This window comes from Microcoleus sp. CAWBG58, assembly GCF_020883045.1.
Classification (GTDB): Bacteria; Cyanobacteriota; Cyanobacteriia; order Cyanobacteriales; family Microcoleaceae; genus Microcoleus.
In genome coordinates this window covers 1-15214 of record NZ_JAHRFA010000050.1, presented here as the reverse complement: position 1 = coordinate 15214, position 15214 = coordinate 1, and the positions used below count along the sequence as shown (strand labels likewise).

General features: G+C 46.2%; 11 protein-coding genes. 8 read left to right on the top strand and 3 right to left on the bottom strand.

Features of this window, described 5'->3' with window-relative positions; genetic code table 11:
- Positions 1 to 125: 125 nt before the first annotated feature.
- The 3 genes from QZ918_RS20895 to QZ918_RS20885 all read right to left on the bottom strand — a co-directional run bounded on the left by QZ918_RS20895 (position 126) and on the right by QZ918_RS20885 (position 4493).
- Positions 126 to 2006, bottom strand: coding sequence for a ribonuclease J (locus tag QZ918_RS20895; RefSeq protein ID WP_293338118.1), 1881 nt, complete (start codon positions 2004 to 2006; stop codon positions 126 to 128).
- 310 nt (positions 2007 to 2316) lie between these two features.
- Positions 2317 to 3210 (bottom strand): 4-hydroxy-tetrahydrodipicolinate synthase, encoded by an 894-nt coding sequence (gene dapA / locus QZ918_RS20890; RefSeq protein WP_293338117.1) that lies wholly within the window; start codon positions 3208 to 3210, stop codon positions 2317 to 2319.
- A gap of 239 nt (positions 3211 to 3449) precedes the next feature.
- Positions 3450 to 4493 (bottom strand): aspartate-semialdehyde dehydrogenase, encoded by a 1044-nt coding sequence (locus tag QZ918_RS20885; protein WP_293338116.1) that lies wholly within the window; start codon positions 4491 to 4493, stop codon positions 3450 to 3452.
- Between the two features lie 1146 nt (positions 4494 to 5639).
- Here QZ918_RS20885 and QZ918_RS20880 point away from each other — a divergent pair.
- The 8 genes from QZ918_RS20880 (at position 5640) to QZ918_RS20845 (ending at position 15143) form a co-directional block, all read left to right on the top strand.
- Entirely contained in the window at positions 5640 to 5852 is a 213-nt protein-coding gene (locus QZ918_RS20880; protein WP_293338115.1) for a hypothetical protein, read from the top strand.
- Positions 5849 to 7270, top strand: a complete 1422-nt coding sequence (gene tig, locus QZ918_RS20875) for a trigger factor (RefSeq protein ID WP_293155749.1) — start codon at positions 5849 to 5851, stop codon at positions 7268 to 7270. Before QZ918_RS20880 ends, tig begins: the two co-directional genes overlap by 4 nt.
- A gap of 952 nt (positions 7271 to 8222) precedes the next feature.
- A complete protein-coding gene (clpP, locus tag QZ918_RS20870) occupies positions 8223 to 8912 on the top strand; it encodes an ATP-dependent Clp endopeptidase proteolytic subunit ClpP (RefSeq protein ID WP_293181015.1) in 690 nt (229 codons plus the stop codon).
- A 9-nt stretch (positions 8913 to 8921) separates the two neighbouring features.
- Positions 8922 to 10262: an ATP-dependent protease ATP-binding subunit ClpX gene (gene clpX, locus QZ918_RS20865; protein ID WP_293206438.1), complete on the top strand. Its 1341-nt coding sequence runs from the start codon at positions 8922 to 8924 to the stop codon at positions 10260 to 10262.
- 114 nt (positions 10263 to 10376) lie between these two features.
- Complete coding sequence (locus QZ918_RS20860; RefSeq protein WP_293338114.1) at positions 10377 to 10796, top strand: CU044_2847 family protein; 420 nt, start codon at positions 10377 to 10379, stop codon at positions 10794 to 10796.
- The gene (locus tag QZ918_RS20855; protein WP_293338112.1) at positions 10780 to 12690 is read left to right on the top strand and encodes a CHASE2 domain-containing protein; all 1911 of its coding nucleotides are present in this window, start codon (positions 10780 to 10782) and stop codon (positions 12688 to 12690) included. The genes QZ918_RS20860 and QZ918_RS20855 overlap by 17 nt, the downstream gene beginning before the upstream one ends.
- Before the next feature lie 264 nt (positions 12691 to 12954).
- The gene (locus QZ918_RS20850) at positions 12955 to 13695 is read left to right on the top strand and encodes a DUF928 domain-containing protein (protein ID WP_293338110.1); all 741 of its coding nucleotides are present in this window, start codon (positions 12955 to 12957) and stop codon (positions 13693 to 13695) included.
- Between the two features lie 161 nt (positions 13696 to 13856).
- Complete coding sequence (locus QZ918_RS20845; RefSeq protein WP_293338108.1) at positions 13857 to 15143, top strand: tetratricopeptide repeat protein; 1287 nt, start codon at positions 13857 to 13859, stop codon at positions 15141 to 15143.
- The last annotated feature ends 71 nt before the right edge of the window (positions 15144 to 15214 follow it).

Below are 15214 nucleotides of genomic sequence, written 5' to 3'. Positions count from 1 at the left end.
ATCGAAAAGCGACATAGATCGATCGCGAAGACGATCGCACGCTTATAATTCCGATGCTACCGGATGTGATACTATGTGCCGTTGAAAAACAAATCCCTGGCACAAAGTGCCAGGGATTGCTAATACTAGGAAGCGACGGAGGCTACTTTTGCAGCAGTCCGAGGACGGCGGCGGCCTGTTACTTTATTCACAGGGGCCGGTACTGGGGATGATGCTGCTGATGATGGTGATGATGATGCTAGCTTAGGTGCTTCAATCGAAAGCTGAGCTCTTTGCACAAATTCCGATCGCACTGCTTCTTCAGGAATTTGCATCAGGAATACCAGCATCGGATTGCTTTGCAGTTGGCGGCGCAGCACTCGCCCAATTGCTTTTTCGATTTGGGTTTGAACTCCTACCCAGTCAACATTAACTGGCGATTCAGCAGTAGCAGGTAGGACAAATTCCGACCAGCGATCGCTCAAAACTGTTTCAATGGTTTGATTGATTAGTCCGATCGTTTCCGCGCGATCGGCGGATGTCACGACACCTTTTAAGTGGACTTCTGGCTTAGCGACTAACTTGCCTTCCCAGTTCAAAGCTGCCGCTACCGTTACAGCGCCATCTCCGGCTAACTGCTGGCGTTCCTTGAGGACGTTTGCTTTGACTACGCCCGATCGCGAAGAGTCTACTAATTCAACTCCTGAAGGCACTTTACCGCTAACTCGCATCGAATTTTCGGTCAACTCTACGACATCGCCGTTGTCAATAATCACCATATTGCTCGCGGGAATGCCCATGCTTTGAGCAGTCTTGGAATGCTGAACCAGCATCCGGTGTTCGCCGTGCACAGGTAAGAAGAACTTGGGACGAGTCATGTTAATCATTAACTTTTGGTCTTCTTGACAGCCGTGGCCGGAAACGTGAATTCCTTTGTCGCGCCCGTAAACTACGTTTGCGCCCAGCATCATCAGTTTGTCGATCGTATTTACCACTGCGATCGTATTTCCAGGAATCGGATTAGCCGAGAAAATGACTGTATCGCCCTTTCTAATTTTCACTTCGTGATGTTCGCCGTTAGCAATGCGAGTCATCGCCGCCATCGGTTCGCCTTGGGAACCCGTAGTCAAAATCAAAACCTTGTCATCTGGCAAATTGCGGATTTCTTTCAGCGGTTTGAACAGGCTATCTTCGCATTTGATGTAGCCAAGATTGCGACAGTGAGCGATCACGTTCAGCATTGAGCGACCAACCACTCCGACATACCGATTGTTTTTCTTAGCCAATTCTAAAACAATTTGCAATCGGTGTACCGACGAAGCAAAAGTCGTGATCATCACTCTTCCCGTTGCTTGAGCGATAATTCTGTCTAAATTCGGAGCGACAGAACGTTCTGAAGCGGTAAAACCAGGAACTTCCGAGTTAGTAGAATCGCTGATCAAGCACAGCACGCCTCTTTCGCCGTACTCCGCCAGCTTTTGCAAATCAAAATGCTCGCCGTCTACAGGAGTGTGGTCAATTTTAAAGTCTCCAGTGTGAATAATAATTCCGACGGGAGTGTGAATTGCCACAGTGAAACTGTCGGCCATCGAGTGAGTGTTGCGAATGTATTCGACTAAGAAATTCTTGCCAATTCTGACCGTATCCCGCGGTCTAACTGTCCGCAATTCTGTGCGGTGAGACACTCCCGCTTCTTCCAATTTTCCGGCGAGCAAAGCCATCGCCAAACGCGGCCCGTAGATGACTGGAATTTCAAATTCTTTGAGGTGATAGGGGATACCACCGATGTGATCTTCGTGACCGTGAGTCACGATCATACCTTTAATTTTGTGGCTGTTTTCCCGCAGGTAAGTCATGTCTGGGAGGACAATATTTACACCGTGCATTCCATCTGTGGGGAAAGCTAAACCTGCATCTAAAAGAATTATTTCGTCGCCGTACTCGAACACACAAGTGTTTTTACCGATTTCGTGCAGCCCGCCGAGGGGAATAACTTTTAGAGCTGATGCAGTTGTATTTTTGATCATGCGTATCCTTTGTTAGTTATTTTTGTTATGAGTCTGTTGTCTTTTGTCTGTCGTCTTTTTTCGGCTGTTGGTTAGTAGGGCGATTTTTTTCCACATATTTATGATGGAAAACTCCCCCGCGGGTTTTGCGAACCCGTACAGTCAGTTGTCTTCAGTCTTGAGTCTTTTATTCCCAGTCTTTAATCCTTGACAGTCAGTTACTTACTAACAGTTAATGACTAATGACTGATGACGTTTGCGAGTTCCGAGGCTCGCACTACTGACCGATCGCAACTAATATTCAGTTGTCTGAAAACTCGTTCTCGCCTATCTAGCTAGCAGATACTGCGGCTAGCTGACTCAGTACGTCCTTTAACTTTTGAGTTACCTCAACGGGCGGAGCGCACAGGGGCGGACGGGTGGAGCCTACATCCCAGCCTTGAAGTTTAAGAGCTGCCTTAACTGGAATGGGATTTGTGGTGAGAAAAAGAGCTTTAAACAGGTCAAAAAGTTGCAAGTGAATCTGGGTAGCGACTTGAACTTGACCGGCCTCGAAAGCTTTAATCATCTGTTGCAGTTGCTCTCCTACCAGATGGCTGGCTACGCTAACTACACCAGATCCTCCTACCGCCAACATTGGCAAAGTTAGGGAATCATCTCCAGAATAGATCGCAAATTCCGGTGATGTCAAGCACCGAATTTGACTTGCTTGATCTAGGTTGCCACTTGCTTCTTTGACTGCCACAATGTTGGGGATTTCTGCCAATCGAGCTACTGTCTCGGGCAACATATTCTGGCCAGTGCGACCGGGGATGTTATATAACATTATAGGCAATTCTGGAGAAGATTGCGCGATCGCCCGAAAATGATTGTACAAACCTTCTTGCGGCGGCTTGTTGTAATAAGGAACTACCTGCAGACAGCCGTCTAACCCGAGTTTAGCTGCTTTTTGCGTGGCTTCGATGGCTTCTGAGGTCGAATTCGATCCTGCTCCTGCAATTACCAAAGCTTTACCGGCTACTGCCTTTTGTACCACCTGAAATAATTGGTACTCTTCATCCCAGCTCATAGTGGGAGATTCGCCGGTAGTTCCGCACAGCACTAAGCTATCTGTACCGCGATCGGCTAAATGAACTGCCAATTTTTCTGCAACCGCATAGTTAACGCTGCCGTCTTCCTTAAACGGCGTAATCATTGCAGTCAGAACTCGTCCAAACTTTACCACACTTTCTCCGATTTTAGACTGTTGATTTTTGATTTTAAATTTTTGATTTCAGATGCAAGATTTATCTAAAATCTTCATTTCACTTGCCCTTTTGTTAGATTCAGTCGATTTTAGATGTTAAATTTTAGATTTTAAATTGATTCCACAGATGAATCTGGGTTTTTCAACTAGACTCTAAAATTTTGAGATCTCCACTCCTGACGTAGGGGACTTGCATCTATTTTTTGGGCTCAGTCGCCCTAAGTAGAAATAGCTGCTGCTTGGATTTGCAGCAAACCTTTGTCTGCTAGCAACTCAGCTATTTGCACCGCATTTAAAGCAGCCCCTTTGCGAATTTGATCGCCGCTCAGCCACATCTCCAACCCGCAGGGGTGAGAAATATCTTGGCGAATCCTGCCGACTAGCACTTCATCCTTACCGCTGGCCTCGACGGGCATCGGGAAATAATTAGCTTGCCAGTCTTCTACCAGCTTAACGCCGATCGCCTCCTTTAAGATTTCCTTAGCGTCGATCGGGCTAAAAGGCTCTGCAAACTCCAGATTAATCGCCTCCGAATGGGCGCGGAGTACGGGAACCCGGACGCAAGTCGCACTAATTCTAATCTCGTCCGTACCAAAAATCTTTCGAGTTTCGTTGACCATTTTCATCTCTTCCTCACAATACCCTAAATCGTTAATCGGTGTATTGTGCGGAAACAAGTTAAAAGCCAAGGGGTAGGGAAAAATATCGGTTTTGGGAATTTCCCCTGCCAAAATTGCTCGGGCTTGATCTTTCATTTCCTCCATTGCCCTGGCGCCCGCGCCGCTGGCAGACTGGTAAGTCGCTACAACTATGCGCTTGACTGGTTTAACTTTGTGCAGCGGCCAAACGGCAACTGCCATCAAAATCGTGGTGCAGTTGGGATTAGCAATGATACCTCGGTGAGTTGCCGCAGCTTGGGGATTGACTTCGGGAACAACTAGAGGTACCGTCGCATCCATACGGAAAGCGCTAGAATTGTCGATTACCACGGCCCCGGCTGCCACTGCTTTCGGAGCCCACAGTTTAGAGATAGAACCGCCGGCGGAGGCGAGAACTAGATCTACATTATCGAACGATCGCTCCGATACAGCTTCGACCGGCAACATCTCGCCGCCAAAGGGCAAAGTTGTGCCTGCTGAACGTTCCGAAGCCAGCAGCTTCAAGTCTGAAATGGGAAAACTCCGGCTGTGCAGGAGTTCTAGTAACTCGGCACCGACAGCGCCGGTGGCTCCTAAAATGGCAACTCGATAGGATTGAGACAAATTAGTTTCCTCCACAAATTAGAGTCTAAACGATCGAAATCTAAAATTTAAATAACTGCAATACTGAATAAGCTTTTGTGCGTGTACCTAGATTGTTTGTGGTGATTGAGGGCGAGAGGGCCAGAGGGCGAGAGGGCGAGAGGGCGAGAGGATTTTTGATCGGTCTAGGAAATATACAATTTAAATCCACAATAGTTAATTAAACTCAATTAATTTTATGCCACATCAGGGCGCGAGCAGATGGCAAGGGTGCAAGTAACCGAGGTGGTCGATCGTAGTCAATCTTAGTTTAGCATCTTTTGCCATCTGCTCCCGCCCAATCCACATCTAGTTGGTTTTGGGATACCTGAATTTTAGCAAACGCATCCATTAAATTCGATCGCCCGCTCATGCCGGTCGGATTGACATCCGAGGGCGATATATGCTATGGTGCATCGGCAATTAGCTAGCGGGCGCGGGAATCCCCACAACATATCGTTTACAGATTGGTGTGGGATGAAAGCCCGGTTGATTTCGGTGGGGAGGTTGACCGATTTCGCAGGACAGGGAAATCTTCACCACCGAAATCAACAATCTTTGATATGATTGGAGCGAGCGTGGGGCCCGACGTGTTCCTCACTATAAAACGCCGTAGAGAGAAACTTTTGGAGTATCTCGTTCGCGAAGCGTTCCCGAAGGGTAGGAAGATCTAGATATCCTTTACAGGACTCAGATGCCCAAACTATATTGCTTGCAATTAGTGTGGGAGCGTCACTGGACTTAACCTCCACATTCCTACCAGCAAAACCCAGTATCCTCAAACCAAAACTATTTGGCAAGAGCGAAAAAAGTAGCCGGAAACGAGTCACAGTCTCATCCAGTAGAGGTGTTGGCAGTTATCAAAAATTTGGGTCTAAAACCCCGTCGTGCGGCGAAGCGGAGGACGGCTTAGCTCCGAATTTAGGTATAAGCTCAGTGTACAATATCAACAGTCAAGGTGAAACTCCTTTGCCCGGAGTGAAACAGTTGAGGACACACTTTTAGGCATAAACCGAGGGACAAAGAGCAGCGAAAACTCTATAAACAGCTAGGGATTAAAAAAAAATAACATCCCACCACCAGAGAACCTAATAATTTGACCGAACACATAGGGCGGGGCACGCCCGAATGCTAGGCTCGTATCCTAGTACGTTTGGGGAGATTGACTCTCTGGGCTTCACCAAGTTAAGCTCGTCAATTGGTGCGATCGCACGGTTGAAAGGTTTAAGCACTGCTCGCCAGTGGATGGGGAATCTTAAAGTCGATCGAAGATCCAAGAATCCCCGTGCGTTAACGCCGGAGAGTGTCAACAATATTGTTAAATATCACAAAAGCCGATGAAAGTAACCCAGGAAAAACTTCCAGCCAGTCAAATTGGTTTGGAAATCGAAGTGCCATCAGAAAAATCAAAACAAGCTTACGAGCAGGTAATTAAACAATTCGCTCGCGAGGTCAATATTCCTGGGTTCCGCAAAGGCAAAGTTCCCCGCCAAGTTTTGCTACAGCGCCTGGGCCAGACTCGCTTGAAAGCTACAGCTTTGGAAAATTTGATTAATGATTCACTGCAAAAAGCTCTCGAACAAGAAAAAATTCCGGCAATAGGCAGTTTTGAACTCCGCACTGAGTTTGAAGAATTGCTAGGAAAGTTCGATCCAGAACAGCCTCTGACTTTTTCGGCTAAGGTTGATGTAGAACCCGAAGTAAAAATGGGTCAGTACACCGGCTTGCAGCTTCAAGCAGAAGAAGTTAAGTATGATGAGGCTCAGGTAGATGAGGTACTGGCAAAATATCGATCGGACAAAGCGACTTTAATCCCCGTAGAAGGCCGGTCAGCTCAATTGGGAGACATGGCTTTGGTTGATTTCGCAGGTAGATTTGCCGAAGCAGCCGAAGGTGAAACTCCCGCAGAAATTCCAGGTGGCGATGCCGAAGACTTTCAAGTAGAATTGTCGGAAAATCAGTTTGTACCGGGCTTTATCCAAGGCATGATCGGGATGAATCCGGGAGAAACTAGAGAAGTTTCCGTCCAGTTCCCTGATGAATATAGCAGTGAAGAATTGGCGGGAAAACCAGCAGTATTTACGATTACTCTGAAGGAACTGAAGGAAAAGGAATTGCCGGAGTTGGACGACGACTTCGCCCAAGAAGTTAGCGAGTTTGAAACTTTAGCAGAACTGCGCGAATCCCTCGAAACTCGGTTTAAAACAGAGCAAGAAAACAAGTTATCAGCTAATAAGGAAAAAGCCATATCAGCAGCACTGGTTGAACTAATAGATGTGGAAATTCCCGCAACTATGGTCGATCGCGAAATCGATTATTTGCTCAACCAACAAGCCATGCAGTTGAAAAATTATGGCATAGATATCAACCAACTGTTTACCGAACAAAATATCGGCCCAATGCGGGAACGCTCTCGTCCGGAAGCAGTAGAAAGGCTCAAACAGACTCTAGCTCTGGCAGAAGTAGCCAAGCAGGAATCCTTATCTGTTGAACCAGCAGAAGTATTAGCAGAAGTAGCAAAAGTCAGAAAGCAGTTTCCCAAAGGGAATTTTGACCCTGAAAAGTTGCGGGAATTTGTAGCAGAAGACTTGCTAAAACAAAAAACCCTGAAATGGTTGGAAGAAAAAGGGACAATTGAACTCGTACCTGAAGGCTCTTTGACTCCAGCAGCAGAGGAAGAAGCAGAAGAATCAGACGCCGAAGAGTCTGATGAAGCAGTCACCAGCGCCATCGACGTGGAAGTGGTAGGCCAAGAGTAAAACCTTCTAGTTTTGCTTCTAGAAACTACCAGCGTAGGGTGCGAAACGCGCAGATTTGTGCCAAAAAGCACGTCAAACGCAGTTATAGATTGTTGTTTCATGGTCTGGCCCTGCTCCCCCCCTAGCCACCATGATAGTCGGGGGGACAAGAAGCACTCAAAGTCAACCCCTACTCCCCTTATTTAGGGGGATTTAGGGGGATATAGCCTAGGGGGTAAACGATATTTATCAACTCTTAAGCTTAAATTGACACGAATGTGGCACACCTGATGCTTGCTGCAACAGGGCTGGCGCGCAGGGGCTAGAAACGTTTTTATGTAGGTGTCTCGCTGCCAAACCAAGTTTTTGCAACAGAAACCGGGTTTCGGTTGGCGCGCACTAAAAACAGCCACGATTGGTGAGTAAGTCTTTTAACTCATTCACTCTACCAACGTTACGCCGAGCACAGCCATCAATCTCCCTCACTCCTAACTCCCCATTCCCCCCATCTGGGGTAAAAATAGTTTCAAAAAAACTACCTATTTCTACTTAAACATACTCACTCTTGAAGAGATAGACTTGCATTGACATGATGTAGTAAAATGTGACTACGCTCGATAGATGCGGGTTGTTAAGGCTTAAATGGCGTGAAAACCATAAAACACCTGACACAAATCGATCATTAATTACAACTCAATAGGTGATACTTCAAGGTCTTAAACTCGCGTCGGGGGAAAAGTGGTCAGGGCTGATGAGCGAGCGCAAGCGGAGCCATCAGCAAGCAGCAATGCGCTTCTTTTTACCTTGAGGAAGTTACACCGCAGACTTGGACTTGCACTAATTCTGTTCGATATCAGTAGATTTAGGTAGGTTGTTAGAAGCGGTTCAGAAGAGGCATAATAGTTAAAAGCTGGCGGCTTAATTTCAAGCTTTCAACAGCAGCAAATTGTCTAGAATCCTTGACTGGTGTCTTATGGTGGTATCTCAATCTTCCAATTACCTAATTACAAGCTACAACGATTTTGATGTCAGCTCTAGCCCCAGCAATGTAGTGCCGATGGTACTAGAACAGTCGGGGATGGGGGAACGGGCATTTGACATTTACTCGCGCTTGCTGCGGGAGCGCATTGTGTTTTTAGGAACTCCCGTAACCGACGAAGTGGCTGACTCGATCGTAGCTCAGCTATTGTATCTAGATGCCGAAGACCCAGAAAAAGATGTCCAAATGTACATCAATTCCCCGGGTGGCTCGGTAACGGCGGGTATGGCAATTTATGACACAATGCAGCAAATTCGCCCGGATGTGGTGACGATTTGTTACGGTTTGGCTGCGAGTATGGGCGCATTTCTGCTGACAGCAGGAGCTCACGGGAAACGGATGTCTCTTCCTAGCTCTCGGATTATGATCCACCAGCCGCTCGGAGGCGCTCAAGGTCAAGCAGTAGATATTGAGATTCAAGCCAAAGAAATCCTTTATCATAAGCGTAAGCTGAATCAATTGTTAGCGCACCATACGGGTCAACCGATCGACAAATTAGAGGCAGATACAGAACGCGACTTTTTTATGTCAGCCGATGAAGCCAAAGATTACGGATTGGTCGATCGAGTTATCGCAAAAGAAAACCTTCCGGCTGCGGGAGAAAACGTCACTGCACTGAATTAAGAGGCTGTTATGTCTAAGTACGACTCCCATCTAAAATGTTCGTTTTGCGGCAAGTCTCAAGAGCAAGTGCGAAAGTTAATCGCAGGCCCCGGGGTTTATATCTGCGATGAATGCGTTGATTTGTGCAATGAAATTTTAGATGAGGAGTTGTTCGATTCGAGTGCTGTGCCCGCGGCGGCGGTTCCGAAGCAGGAAACAACGCAAAAACGCCGCGCTACCTCGGGCAAAAGTATCTCGATGAGCCAAATTCCCAAGCCGAGGGAAATTAAAAATTATCTCGACGAAAATGCGATCGGTCAAGAGGAGGCGAAAAAAGTCCTCTCGGTGGCAGTTTACAACCACTACAAGCGCCTCAGCTTTATCCATGCCAAAAATAGCGGCAAGCACCCGCCGGAAGAAGTAGAACTACAAAAATCGAATATTTTGTTAATCGGGCCGACGGGCTGCGGCAAAACTCTGCTGGCTCAGACTTTGGCTGATATGCTGGATGTGCCGTTTGCGGTGGCTGACGCGACAACGCTGACGGAAGCGGGCTATGTCGGGGAAGATGTGGAAAATATTTTGCTGCGGCTGCTGCAAGTGGCAGATATGGACGTGGAAGAGGCCCAGCGCGGAATTATTTATATTGATGAAATTGACAAAATTGCCCGCAAGAGCGAAAATCCTTCGATTACGCGGGATGTCTCTGGGGAAGGAGTGCAGCAGGCTTTGCTGAAAATGCTGGAGGGGACGATCGCCAATGTACCACCTCAAGGCGGCCGCAAGCACCCGTATCAAGATTGCATCCAAATTGATACCAGCAATATTATGTTTATTTGCGGTGGCGCTTTTGTCGGTTTGGAAAAAGTGATCGAGCAGAGAACGGGTAAAAAGTCAATGGGTTTTATTCAGCCGGGAGAAGCTCAGCCGAAGGAAAAGCGGGCCGCTGATGTGCTCAAGCAACTGGAACCGGACGATTTGGTAAAATATGGGATGATTCCAGAGTTTATCGGGCGGGTGCCGGTGGCGGCGGTGTTAGAGCCGCTGGATGAGGAAACGCTGATGGCGATTTTGACGGAGCCCCGCAATGCTTTGGTGAAGCAGTATCAAAAGCTGCTAAAAATGGATAATGTACAGTTGGAGTTTAAGACGGATGCGATTCGGGCGATCGCGCAAGAGGCATACCGCCGCAAAACAGGAGCGCGGGCACTGCGGGGAATTGTCGAAGAATTAATGTTAGATGTGATGTACGAGTTGCCGTCGCGCAAGGATGTGACGCGGTGTACGATAACTAAGGAAATGGTTGAGAAGCGATCGACTGCCGAATTGTTAGTGCTTCCGTCTTCGCTACCAAAACCCGAATCAGCTTAAAGGTAAAGGTTTTTGTATTGTGAATAAGTCTTTTAGGAGCGGGCAAGATGCCCACTCCACAAGAAACTTAAGTCTTTGTGGAACAGGCATCTTGCCTGTTCCTAAAAATGGTTAATGTATCACCGTTCATTGGAAAAACAGGCTTTCAAATGCTATCATTGGGGCGCTATTGTCGCCCAAGCAGAATTTATTACTATGAAACGTATTGTTGAATTTCCGCTCGAAAACGGCGACTCTATTCTTGTAGAAGTAGACGATTCCACCCCCACTGATAGTCGCATTGGTTTAGGAAATAAGGTGACTAAGACAGCTCAAAAAACCTTCGAGTCAGCTCTGGATAAAATTAAGCCTGTAGCCAATGCCATTCTGACAAAAGTGCGGAGTTTAAATGAGCCGGCAGATGAAGTAGAAGTTAAATTTGGTATCAAAATGAGTGCGGAATTGGGTGCAGTGGTGGCTTCAGGGAGTACCGAAGTTAACTATGAGATTACTCTGAAGTGGAAAAAAGAGTCGAATAATGGTTTCACCTCTTGAGTCGTCAGTTGTTCGGATTTATTCCAGATCGGGATTGCCAATCGGTGCTGGGTTCTTAGTGTCTGATAAGTATATCCTCACTTGCGCTCATGTCGTGGCAGATGCTTTGGGGGAGGGACGAGAAACAGTTGAAATGCCAGAGGGAGAAGTCACTTTAGACTTCCCTATTTTGGCACCGGGACAGCAGTTCAAAGCCAGGGTAATTTTCTGGCAACCTCTCAATCCGCAGGCAAAATTTGAAGATATTGCTGGATTAGAGTTGGAGTCTAAGCCCCCTGTTACCGCTCAACCCGCACCGTTAACGATCGCCAAAAATTTGTGGGGACATCAGTTCAAAGTCATGGGTTTTCCAGAGGGACAACATAATGGTGCTTGGGCTGAGGGAGAGTTACGAGGACGTTTGGCAAACGGGTGGGTGCAGCTTGAGGCGGTAAGACAACCAGGTTATCGCCTAGAAGGGGGTTTTAGTGGTGCGCCCGTATGGGACGATCGGCTACAAGCTGTAGTAGGAATAGCGGTGGCGGCGGACATCTTTCGACCGGAGGTTAAAGTTGCCTTTATTATTCCCACTGCCTCACTGGTAACGGCTTGGTCAGTACCACAGTACAATCTGTTACCGCCCTCTTCTGACGACAGACGATTTCGTTTTTGGAAGAGGGAAGTATTCTCCCAACTCCGTACTGTCCTTTTAGCCAGTCTTGTTGTGACTGGGATGGTTTTAGGGGTGCGACAGACGGGAGGGCTGGAGACTTACGAATTGAAAGCGTTTGACCTGTTGATGCGATCGCGACCAGAGGAAAAGCCAGATCCTCGCCTGCTGGTAGTAACTGCAACGGAAGAGGATGTCGCTAAATACCAATTTCCCTTGCCAGATGGCATTCTAGCTCAAGCGATCGCTAAGTTAAAAGCCTACAAACCTCAAACAATCGCTTTAGATATCTGGCGCGATGTCCCCAGAGAACCGGGTCATGCGGAATTAGTCCGGGAGTTAAAGCAAAATGAAAACCTGATTGCGGTATGCAGCGTCGGCAATCCTTCCGACTTCAACAAGCCGGATATCGGGACTTTGGTGGCAGTGCCAGAAGAACGTCTAGGTTTTAGCGATGTCGTCAAAGATGCTGATAATATTCTCCGTCGCCAACTCTTGTCGATGAATATCGATAAAAATGCTAAATGCCAAGCCGATTTATCCCTCAGTTTTCAGATTGCCTTAAATTATTTGCATTCTGCCCACAAAATAGAGCCAACACTGACCAAAGACCAACAACTGAAAATTGGGAATACGATTTTTCGGCGCTTGCAATTTTATACAGGAGGTTATCAGCAAAATGAGGATAACGGTCAAATCTTTGGCGGCTATCAAATTCTACTCAACTACCGAGCAGTGACAGAGGTGGCGGAAAAAGTAACGCTGACCGAACTTCTCAATGGTGAAATTAATCCAAAACAGATTAAAGACAAAATTGTACTAATTGGGGTAACGGCAGCCAGCGCCAAGGATTATCATGCGACACCGTATAGTTCCGGAGGTACGGAATTTAAAGAAATGCCTGGAGTGATGGTGCAAGCACAGATGGTGAGTCAGATTCTCAGTGCCGTGTTGGATGGGCGATCTTTAATTTGGGTGTTGCCACAATGGGGAGAATTTCTCTGGATTGGGAGTTGGTCGTTCATTGGTGGGGTGTTGGCTTCGCGGGTGCATCGGAGAAAAATTTTGGCACTGTCGGCTGTGATAGCGATTGCGGTGTTATCATTAATGTGCTGGGTGCTATTGATTTGGGGTGGCTGGATGCCACTAATTCCATCGGTGTTAGTGTTTGTGGCAACAGGGGGCAGCACGATCGGTTTTGGGCTGGGTAAAACTTCGCCAAATCGATTGAATAGACCAAATTGATTGCAGAAAACACACCGATTGAAATTTTATTTAAAAGTTTTAGCCTAATACGAATTCAATTTTTTGAGTCTGAAAAACAATTTTAGGCTCAAATCACAAATTACTTAAACTGGTTTAATTCCTGAATAAGTTAGATGGTTTTGACTAACTTTAAATCTCAGACTTCAATTGAGTTAAGGTCGAGTTTGAGGGAATCGTGAGCGTTGAAATGGGCGCAATAATATCCGTCAAAAACGATAGCCTTCAAGGAAATAAACTAGGATTATGTTCGGAAGAAATTTGCGATTCCAACGCATTATAATTGCCTGTTTGAGTGGGTTAATTTTCATTCTCGCAATTCAACCTATACGGGCGATCGGGACATGGGAATCGCGCACACCCTCAATCAGGGCAGCTACTGTAAAATCTGGGGCAACTCGGCTCAGTCAACGCCGTCGGTTTGTCATGCCATCTGTAGGCGCACCTGGAAATCGCTCCGATGCTGCAACTCGTCAAGAGTGTTCGGTTGCTGGCAAATTCCTCACAGCATTAGTGCCACCGAAGGATATTAACTTCACCCGCGCGGCACGTCCAACGTTATGGTTTTACGTTCCCTTTTCTCCCTCTCAGAATCGATCTGTAGAGTTGTTGCTGAATGATGAGGCAGGCAATCTGTTCTACAAAACCCAGTTTCCGTGGAATAGCAAACCTGGAATTATCGGCATCCGTCTGCCGGAAAGCAAGACGTTGGAAGAGGGAAAACGTTACCAGTGGATGTTCTCTTATATTTGCAACCCCTCTTCTAGAGAAGAAGATGATTTCAGGGTTTCTGGATCTATCGAGCGAGTATTGGCAAATTCACCATACATAGCCAATGGATTGTGGTATGAAACGCTGACGGAGTTGGCTCAGTTGCAAATTCAAGAGCCTCAGAATTCAGCAGCGGTGGCAGAGTGGAGGACGTTGCTAAAGCAGGTGGAGTTACCACAACTGATTTCTGAGCCTGTATTAAGAGAAATAAACTAAGAGGAGTGAGAATTATGAGATTTCAAAAAATCAGCTTGATGGCATTGTTAACGCTGTTGATGACGAGTTTTCTGCCATTAACTGGGGCAATAGTTGGGTTGTTCAATGCTCCGCAAGTATTAGCGCAGACAGTGGCCGATCGAAAGGTAGAAGCGGATAGATTGTTCCAGCAGGGAAAACAGCAGCGACAAAGGGGTGATTTGTCCGCAGCTTTAAAGTCTTGGGAAAAGGCTCTGAAATTATATCTGAAACTTGGAGATATTGATTCATTGAAAAAGTCTGTGGAGATTTTTCACGATATTGGCTATCGCGAGCAAGAAGCTAAGCTTCTAAGCAATCTTGGTAATTCTTACGAATCTATGACCCAATACAAAGAGGCTATAGAAGTCTACAAGAAGTCTTTGGCAATTTTTAAGGAGCTTGGTAAGCGCAATGAAGAAGCTGGTGTATACAGCAATTTGGGAAATATTTATAACTCTTTGGGACAATATCAACTAGCTATTGATTCATTGGAAAAATCGGTGAAAATTTATGAGGAGCTTGGCGATCGCCAAAACAAAGCGAATCCTCTAGGGAATCTGGGTAATAGTTACTACTTTAGAGGAGAATACGATCTGGCGATAGATTACTACAAGCAGTCTTTAGCTATTGAACAAGAATTTCATCGAGATAGCAACGACGCAGCAATTACTCTAATTGGACTGGGTAATGCTTATATATTTCTAAACAAATATCAGGAAGCGATAGATTACTGCAAGCAGTCTTTGCAAATATCTCAAAAACTCGGCGTTCCTCAAACTGAAGCAAATGCACTCGGTAGTTTGGGCTATGCTTATGGATTGATGAGACAATTTAAAAAATCTATTGATTTCTCTGAGCAGTCTTTGACAATTTTTAAGAAGCTTGACGATCGCATGGGTACAGCAAATTCTCTCAACAATATAGGAGATTCTTTGTTCTTAATTGGTGATTTACCAGGGGCAGAAAAAAGGCTGCGTGAAGGAATGGAATTATTAGAAGATATACGCCAAAGATTGGGCAGTAATGATAGTGCTAAAGTTGCTATGTTTGATCGACATCTTAGCACTTATCGTACCTTACAACAAGTTCTAGTTGCTCGTAAAAAACCCGAAGAGGCGCTAGAAATTGCTGAAAGAGGACGCGCTCGTGCATTCGTCGAGCTGTTATTGCGGCGATTATCCCCGCAACAGCAAGAAATCGTTCCAGTTCCTTATCCCAGTCTCACAGAAATTAAGCAAACTGCCCGTACTGAAAACGCAACCATTGTACAGTATTCAGTTTTACATGACTCAGAACTCTACATTTGGGTCATTAAACCTACAGGAAAAATTTCTTTTCATCGGAGTGATTTCTCCTCTCTGTTGCAGTCCTCTAACCCACATTCCGCAGATGTGGGTTGGATTTTTTTATCAGTTGTGAAAACTTGAAAGCCAAACGCTTTTGGGCTGAAATTATGCAGCGTTAGCGTTACAGAAGCTTGTTAAATTCAGCTAAATTA